Source organism: Streptomyces sp. NPDC001373 (assembly GCF_042895815.1).
Classification (GTDB): Bacteria; Actinomycetota; Actinomycetes; order Streptomycetales; family Streptomycetaceae; genus Streptomyces.
Genome location: NZ_JBIAWQ010000023.1, coordinates 97,716 through 105,532 on the forward strand (window position 1 = coordinate 97,716; position 7,817 = coordinate 105,532).

Below are 7,817 nucleotides of genomic sequence, written 5' to 3' on the forward strand. Positions count from 1 at the left end.
TCATGTCCGGGCGTCAGTACGCTGCGTGATCCGCTTACACAGGAGGCATGATGTCGATCAAGGTCCACAACACGCTCACCAACCAGTCGGAGGAGTTCCGCCCCGAGCGGGAGGCCGAGGTGCGGATGTTCGTGTGCGGACCCACCGTCTACGGCCCGAGCCACGTCGGGCACGCGAAGACGTACACGCAGTTCGACTTCATCGCCCGGTACCTGGAAGTGAGCGGGTACAGGGTCACGTACCTCCAGAACATCACCGACGTCGACGACAAGATCATCCGGCGGTCGGCAGAGGAGGGCGTCCCGCCGGAGGAGATCGCGGCGCTCTTCGAGAAGCAGTACCTGGAGGACATGGCCGCGCTGGGGAACACTCGCGTCGACGTCCACGCGCGGGCCCACGACCACATTGACGGGATCGTGGACCAGATCAAGCGGCTGATCGAGCGAGGCCACGCCTACCAGCTCGACGACGGCTGGTACTTCGACCTGGCCTCGTTCCCCGCGTACGGCAAGCTCTCCGGCCGCACCGACCTGCGACCCGAGGACTCGGTGTCGCGGATCGACGACAACTCGAAGAAGCGCAACCCGGGCGACTTCGCGCTGTGGAAGGGCCGCAAGGACGGCGAGCCGTTCTGGGAGACCGAGCTTGGCCCGGGCCGGCCGGGGTGGCACATCGAGGACACCGCGATCACGGAGACGTTCTTCGGACCCTCGTACGACCTGCACGGTGGGGCCGTGGACCTCATCTTCCCGCACCACGAGGCTGAGGTGGCCCAGATGGAAGCCGCCTCCGGGATCGAGCCGCTGGCCCGCTACTGGATGCACACCGGTCTGCTGCGTGTCGACGGCGAGAAGATGTCGAAGAGCACCGGCAACTTCCTCACCATCCGGGACGCCCTCACCCGGACGGACTTCCGCACCCTGCGCCACGCCTTCCTCTCCCAGCACTACCGCTCCTCCATGGAGCTGAACGACTCCACGCTGGAGCAGGCCCGAGGGGCACGCCGCCGGATCGAGAACTTCGCCCGGACCATCGACCCCGCGCACACGGACAGCCAGGCGAACGCCGCACGCGCCGCCGATGCCTGGAAGGAGATGCGTGAGCGCCTGGACGACGACTTCGACACCCCCGGCGCCCTCGCCGTCCTGTTCCAGTACATCCGCGAGCAGAACCGCATGGAGGAGCCGGCCGGCCCGGCCGCTACGCGGCTGATCGAGGACGTGAACAACCTCTTCGGCACCTTCGACATCACCGGCCCCACTCAGAGCGACGCCGCCGTCGACGAACTCGTGAAAGAGCGCGACCGGCTCCGTGCGGCGAAGAAGTTCGCCGAGGCCGACGCGATCCGAGACCAGCTCACCCAGCAGGGCGTGATCCTCGAGGACTCGCCCGAAGGAACCCGTTGGTGGAAGGAGCACACCTCATGACCTGGAAGAGCCGCTTACCGCTCGTCGTAGAGAGCGCGATCCCCCTCAGCCTCTGCGGAGCGCTGATGGACCACGTGAAGAACCACACCGCCCGCCCGCGTACCTACCAGGGCGTCATCGACGAATCGCTGCGCAAGAGCGAGTACGTCGAGATCCCGACGCACCTGGAAGAGGCGGTCATCTCGCACTGCGCCGCCCAATTGCGTGGCCACTTCGAGATCGCCCCGCAACGGATACCCACCCAGCCGGCGGTCGTCTACCGCTACGGCCCCGGCGTCGGCTTCGTAGCCCACCACGACGAGGTCACCGACATCGAACGCGAGCGGGCCCGGACCAACGGACAACCCGTCGTCGGCGGCGACCTCACCCTCGTGATCTGGCTCAACACCCCTGACTCCTACGGCGGCGGCGAGCTGTTCTTCGAGAACCCCGCCCGGGAGATCAAGCCGCCCTGCGGCACCCTGGTCGCCTTCCCGGCCACCCGCGACCACATCCACGGCGTACGGCCGATCACGAGCGGCGAACGCATCACTCTCGTCGTACGCATCGATGCCGAATGCCTTTGAGCACGGCCCACTTGCCCTGCCAGAGCGGGCAGCCAAGATGCCAGGATGAGCGGCATGACGACGATCGACGGTGAGGTAGCGCCCGGGTTCGAGCCGGTCCGCAAGGCGTTCATGGAGAACTTCACCCAGCACGGGGATATCGGCGCGGCCGTGTGCGTCTACTGGCACGGCCGGCCGGTGGTCGACCTTTGGGGTGGCGTCGCCGACCCCGAGACCGGCCGTCCCTGGACACGGGACACCCTGCAACTGGTCTACTCGGCGACCAAGGGAGCCACCGCGACCGCGGCGCACATGCTGGTCGAGCGCGGACTGCTGGACCTTGACGCGCCGGTGGCGAAGTACTGGCCAGAGTTCGCGGTGAACGGCAAGGCGGACATCCCCGTCCGTTGGCTCCTGTCCCACCAGGCCGGCTTGGTCGCCCTGGACCAACCGCTGCCGCTGGCAGAGGCACTGTCCTGGGGGCCCATGGCAGCAGCGCTGGCGGCGCAGCGTCCCCAGTGGACTCCGGGCACTGCACACGGGTACCACGGCCGAACCTGGGGCTGGCTGGTCGGCGAGGTGATCCGCCGGGCCTCCGGCCGCTCACCAGGCCGCTTCTTCGCCGACGAGATCGCGCGCCCGCTCGGACTGGACTTCTTCATCGGCCTGCCGGCGAGCGAGCGCGACCGGGTCAGCCGCATGGTGTACCGGCGACCGGCGGTAGACCTTACGGCGGTGCCGGCCGAGTCGGTCCCCGAGGAACTCCGCGAACAGGTCGCCGCTTGGCGGGACCCGAACTCCTTCAGCAACCGGGCGTTCGCCGTCACCGACCCGGCCGCGATCGACTTCGACTCCCCCGAGGTGCAGGCCGCGGAACTCCCGTCCTCCAACGGCATCGGCACCGCACGGGCCCTCGCGCGCATGTACGCCGCGCTGATCGGCGAAGTGGACGGCGTGCGCCTGCTCGCCCAGGAGACCCTGTCCTCAGCCATCCAGGAGCAGGCCAACGGGAAGGACCAGGTCATGGTGATCCCGAGCCGATTCAGCACCGGATTCATGCTGCCCACGGAGGGCAACCTCATGACCGGCCCGAACGCCTTCGGTCACACCGGCCGCGGCGGCTCGCTCGGCTTCGCCGACCCCGCCCACGGCATCGCCTTCGGCTACGTCATGAACCACATCGTCAGCGGCTCGGACGATGCGCGCGCGGCTTTGCTGACCGAAGCAGTCCGGAAGTCGCTGACCAGATCAGCCACACCCCGGGAAGATCATCTGGGTGGAGGCTTCCACTCGTCCCAACAGCGCCCTGAGTGAGACCGGCTTCGGCGGTAGTCAGGCCACTCCGATACCCATCGGTCGGGTCCTGACGGGCCTACGCCAGCTGTAGCTTCATGACCCGGTCCCACACCTCAGGCGAGCCTGAGGTGTGGGTATCGCGCCGAGCCTCGTCCCCCGATGGCCGGTATTGGCCGGGAAACCGTTGATCTGCCCATTCCCGGGCATCGGCCAGGCGGCTAGTGAGTAGAGTTTGGCCGGTTCGGGTTCAATGCCCCCGCACCAGACGGCGCACGGGGGCTGGCGTTGGCGGAATGGTGGTTGCCGTGAGCATGGAAGAGCTTGCCCAGAAGGGGTACCTGACCCCGGAGGGGGTTCGAGGCAAGCGGTTTGGTGACTTCGAGGTCCTGGAACTGGGGGCCACAACGGTCGCCAGGCTGTCCAAGGCGGGCTTGGAATTCACACCGGCCAGCAGCGTGTCTTTTCCCTGCGAGCGGTACAAGGCGCCCAAGCGCGTCAGCCTGTGCAAGCCGGACAATGTATATGTCCATCGAGTTGCCGGCCGACTTGTTCCGATTGCGGTGGCAGAATGGAAGGACAAGTCGCGCCTGCGCAAGGCTGGCGATGAAGTAGCGGCAGCCGAGCAGGCAATTATCGGCGCCCTTGCCATGGGTGTGCGATTGGCTCTCACCACGGATGGCGAACGGTTCCGCTACATCGACGCCGCCGCTTCTGCCACAGCGGGAAAAATCGTGGAGATCCCGGAAGTCCGAGACTTCACTCCATCCGTCCTCTCCGACCTCTATCGAGGCGAATCGGATGTGGAACGCGATCCCCGGCCTCTTTCCGAAAAGGTCTGGCAGATTATTTGGCAGGCGACGAAGGCGGAGCCTAAAGACTGCCTCCTGACGTTCGTCGAGATCTTCATGCTGAAGTTCCTTTCCGACAATCTTCCGCTCTCGGTCCTCCCGGCAGATTACCGGTTCGACGTCCTACTGACTGCGCCTGACGAGTTCGCTCGCAACAAGGGATGCAGCCAGATCGAGTACTACGTAAACAGCATCCGCCCTCGAATCAAGCAGATCTTCGCCGAGCGCCTGATCGTTGACGACGATAAGGTTCGCAACGTATTCGGACTGGCCACGATCACGTCGTACACGTCGATCATCAATGGCTTTGCATTCCTCCGCTCATCGGTAACCACAACCATCTCGTCCTACAACAGAACCTTCTGCGAGATCCTCGACGAGTTTCAGGGGTTCGGTGCGCTCACAAACATCGACCCGGAATTCAAGCTCCGCCTGTACGAGACCTTCTTGAAGCGCTCGGCACGCCAGCAGCGCTTGGGGCAGTTCTTCACGCCGCGGAACATCGTCAAGCCGATGGTCAAAATGGCAATGCTTAATACTCTGCCCGATGATTCGATCGTGCTGGACCCTGCAGCCGGCGTAGGCGGCTTCCTGCTCGAGCCACTGCTCTTCCCTGACGCACTTCCAGGAAATGTCACGTTTTCTGATGGCCAGCCCCGCCAGAGGGTCAAGCTCATCGGAGTGGACGTAGACGCGTCCACGAACATACTGGCCAAGGCCAACATGTTGCTGCACCTTGCCGAATCGGTTCGCGATCCGCAGACGACGCCAGAGGCACTGAACCAGGCGCTGGTAAACACGTTCCTCCTGATGAATGATAACGAGACCCTGGGGGGATTGCTCTATCCTCCGCGGAACTCCGTGGATGTCATCCTGACGAACCCTCCCTATGTGACACAGGGGTCATCGATCTACCGAAAGGAGATCGAGCATGTGGATGGCAAGAAGAATGGCGTATTCCTGGAGGAGTACTACGACACCGGCGGCCTCGGAGTCGAGGCTCTTTTCCTTCGATACATTTCCGGAGCACTCAAGCCCGGGGGTCGGGCTTTCGTAATCGTCCCCCTAGGCTTGCTCAACCGCACGGCACAGAGGATGAAGAAGGCTCTGCTGAGCGAGTGCAACATTCTGGCCAGCATCCAGCTACCGCGAAACGCCTTCTTCAACACCGCACAACCGACGTACATTCTCGTGCTTGAGCGGCGCAGGGTAAAGACACAGTCTCGCCCTCCTGTTTTCTGCGGAATCGCTCGCAGCATCGGTGAAACGCTCGACTACGAGCGAGTCCCCACCCCCAAGGAAAATGATCTCGCTGCGCTGGCTGACTTGTTTGTCCACTACAGCAATAACGGGACGACTGAAACCGTCTCCCGCCCCACCCGCTACGAGGACTGCCCGTTCGCGAAAATCGTCCCCGCCAGCGCGTTCGACCCCGACGAACGCTGGGACGTTATCCGTCACTGGACCGATGCGGAGCACGTCGAGCTGGGCGAGCGCTCAGACACAATCGACCGCGCCGAGTTCATTGACCTCGCGACCGAGACCCTGCAGGAGCTGATCGACGATCTCGGCCAGGCCAAGGCAGAGCTGGCCCTACTGCAGAGCGGGAATTCCGCAAAATTCGCCTTGTCTGATTCCTCTCGATTCCAGGTTAGGTCGGGAATTAGAATCAGGAACGTCGACCTTCGCGATAATCCGGGTGACGTGCCCGTCTATTCGGTTTTCACCCGACCCGAAACCGTCAAGGGAATGATTGACCGCGACTGGCTGGACGAGCGCGGGGTGGAACCGGAGCCGTATCCATCGGTCACCGTGATGGCCACGGGCGCCTCGGCCGTCGGCATGGTCTTCTACCGCGAGGCTAACTGCGTGATGACGGATGACGTTGTCATCGTCCAGCCGTGGCCGAAGCCGGCCGAGGATGGGCAGCTCGAGCTCGGCGAAGAGGACGGGCAGCTAGAGCTCGGTGATGGGGCACAACAAGAGTCCACGACCTCGGATGCTGAGGGCACCGAGCCTCAGGACCGGGACGGTGAAGCGGCAGAACCCCCAGAGCATGACATCGACCTCGGCTACCTGGCAGTCGCCTTGGCTCAGACGATCGCGCAGGGGGGCTATCTCTACGAGGCGAAGCTCTACACGAAGCGCGTCGCCCAGCTGACGATCGAGGTGCCTGTAGACGCCGAGGGGAAGCCAGACATCGAGCGCCAGCGCCAGATCGCTGCCGTCGTCAAACGGCTGGACCAAATCCGGTCCAAGCTGCAGGAGACGGGCATCTGGAGCAAGGGCGTCCGCCTGGCCTGACGGCACCCCACGAGAGCAGCCCCTCCGGCTGACCGGTCCTCCGCCTCAAGCATTGGCTCTGTTCCAGCCGCCTCTGCATCCTCGGCCAGCGCCCGAACCGTCGGAGTACTGGTTGCAGTTCTGGTTGCATTCGCCTCCGTCCGGAGCCGTCCAGAGGGAGGCGATGCACAGGCTCCGCCACAGGTCAGGACGGGTACGACCCTAGCCGGACGGCCATACGAACATTTGGAAAGCGTGTTGGGGGCAACCCCTCACGAGTTCGAATCTCGTATCCTCCGCCAGTGCCTCACCGGGCACTTGAAGGCCCCGACCGGGAAACCGGCCGGGGCCTTCTGCGTTGCGTGGTCTCAGTTCCAGTCTCGTTTATTTGCCTCGTAACCGGATGTTTCGTGCGTTCCGGCCTCTATGGCCTATCCCTCGTACTCCCAAGGGTTCAGCAGGAGTGCGCCCGATCGCGCCAGATGCTTGATGTTGCGGCTCACCAGCGTCCAGCCGTTCGCCAGGGCGGTGGCGGCGATCAGCGCATCGGGGGGGATCGATGCCGGTTCCGGCACTCTTGAGCCTCCGGTGAGGAGCGAGGTAGGCGAGTGCCTCCCGCTCGCCGACGGCGGCGATCCGGTCGCGGTACTGATCGCGGATGTCCGTGAGCGCCCGCTCGAAAGCCGTACGCCGCACCGGGCCAGGTGTTCCCTCAACGCCTGCTTCGATCTCCGCAACCGTGATGACGCTCAGGTAAAGGGCAGGAGACGGAACCGATCGAGCCCATGCGACGACGGCCGGGGCGGGCTTCGGCCGGGTGGTGATCTCGGCGACCACATTGGTGTCGAGTAGATGGATCACTCGCCGTCCGCCGCATCGTCGTAGGACCGCTGCCCGAACGCCAGACCTTCGAACGGGGCCGCCGTAAGCCGCTCAAAGAATCCGTCGCTGCCCAGGGTCGCCCAGCGGTGAAGCACGTCAGGCAAGGCATCGATGTCGGTGTCGGCCAGCTCGGCATCGAAGTGCCCGAGCTGGTGCTCGGGCAGAGACCCCCGGATCTCCCGGATCGTCCGCACCGGATGGGACTGAGGATGGGACTGCTCGGGTTTGCGCGGCGGGAGCGGCAGATTCGGGGCAGTGCTCATGATCGGCTCCTCCACGCTGTGGTCACGGGCTCACGCCTGAAGGCCACCCTAGGCCGGGCGGCCCTGGAGAAGGTCGGAACCGACCCGGATCCAAGCTTCGACGGGACCCATCCGCCGAGTCGCCGCCGACTGCATCTGGCAGTCGCCGTCCAATACGTTGAAGGCCCCGACCGGAAAAGGCGGTTTCTAGGGGTCGTTGCAACACGTGGTCGTGTTGATCAGGCCGCGAGCAGTTTATGCAGGCGCTCGGCTGGGGTTTCCCAGCCGAGCGTT

General features: G+C 64.7%; 6 protein-coding genes. 4 read left to right on the top strand and 2 right to left on the bottom strand.

Annotation, left to right across the window (positions count from 1 at the left end):
* The first annotated feature begins 47 nt into the window (after nucleotides 1-47).
* The 4 genes from cysS to ACFY15_RS32725 all read left to right on the top strand — a co-directional run bounded on the left by cysS (nucleotide 48) and on the right by ACFY15_RS32725 (nucleotide 6,420).
* Nucleotides 48-1,427, top strand: coding sequence for a cysteine--tRNA ligase (cysS, locus tag ACFY15_RS32710; RefSeq protein ID WP_390826599.1), 1,380 nt, complete (start codon nucleotides 48-50; stop codon nucleotides 1,425-1,427).
* Nucleotides 1,424-1,993 carry a 2OG-Fe(II) oxygenase gene (locus ACFY15_RS32715; protein WP_390826600.1) on the top strand — a complete coding sequence of 190 codons (570 nt, stop codon included), beginning with the start codon at nucleotides 1,424-1,426 and terminating at the stop codon, nucleotides 1,991-1,993. Before cysS ends, ACFY15_RS32715 begins: the two co-directional genes overlap by 4 nt.
* Nucleotides 1,994-2,047: 54 nt before the next feature.
* Complete coding sequence (locus ACFY15_RS32720) at nucleotides 2,048-3,286, top strand: serine hydrolase domain-containing protein (protein ID WP_390826601.1); 1,239 nt, start codon at nucleotides 2,048-2,050, stop codon at nucleotides 3,284-3,286.
* 293 nt (nucleotides 3,287-3,579) lie between these two features.
* Entirely contained in the window at nucleotides 3,580-6,420 is a 2,841-nt protein-coding gene (locus ACFY15_RS32725; protein ID WP_390826606.1) for a class I SAM-dependent DNA methyltransferase, read from the top strand.
* A 410-nt stretch (nucleotides 6,421-6,830) separates the two neighbouring features.
* Here ACFY15_RS32725 and ACFY15_RS32730 read toward each other — a convergent pair whose 3' ends face one another.
* Both ACFY15_RS32730 and ACFY15_RS32735 read right to left on the bottom strand, forming a co-directional pair.
* Entirely contained in the window at nucleotides 6,831-6,974 is a 144-nt protein-coding gene (locus ACFY15_RS32730) for a hypothetical protein (protein WP_390826602.1), read from the bottom strand.
* 282 nt (nucleotides 6,975-7,256) lie between these two features.
* A complete protein-coding gene (locus ACFY15_RS32735; RefSeq protein ID WP_390826603.1) occupies nucleotides 7,257-7,544 on the bottom strand; it encodes a hypothetical protein in 288 nt (95 codons plus the stop codon).
* Between the last annotated feature and the right edge of the window lie 273 nt (nucleotides 7,545-7,817).

Bases quoted from the DNA above. Each gene is read 5' to 3' on its own strand.
- ACFY15_RS32720 (WP_390826601.1), top strand. From the start codon at position 2,048: ATGACGACGATCGACGGTGAGGTAGCGCCCGGGTTCGAGCCGGTCCGC.
- cysS (WP_390826599.1), top strand. From the start codon at position 48: ATGATGTCGATCAAGGTCCACAACACGCTCACCAACCAGTCGGAGGAG.
- ACFY15_RS32725 (WP_390826606.1), top strand. From the start codon at position 3,580: ATGGAAGAGCTTGCCCAGAAGGGGTACCTGACCCCGGAGGGGGTTCGA.
- ACFY15_RS32715 (WP_390826600.1), top strand. From the start codon at position 1,424: ATGACCTGGAAGAGCCGCTTACCGCTCGTCGTAGAGAGCGCGATCCCC.
- ACFY15_RS32735 (WP_390826603.1), bottom strand. From the start codon at position 7,544: ATGAGCACTGCCCCGAATCTGCCGCTCCCGCCGCGCAAACCCGAGCAG.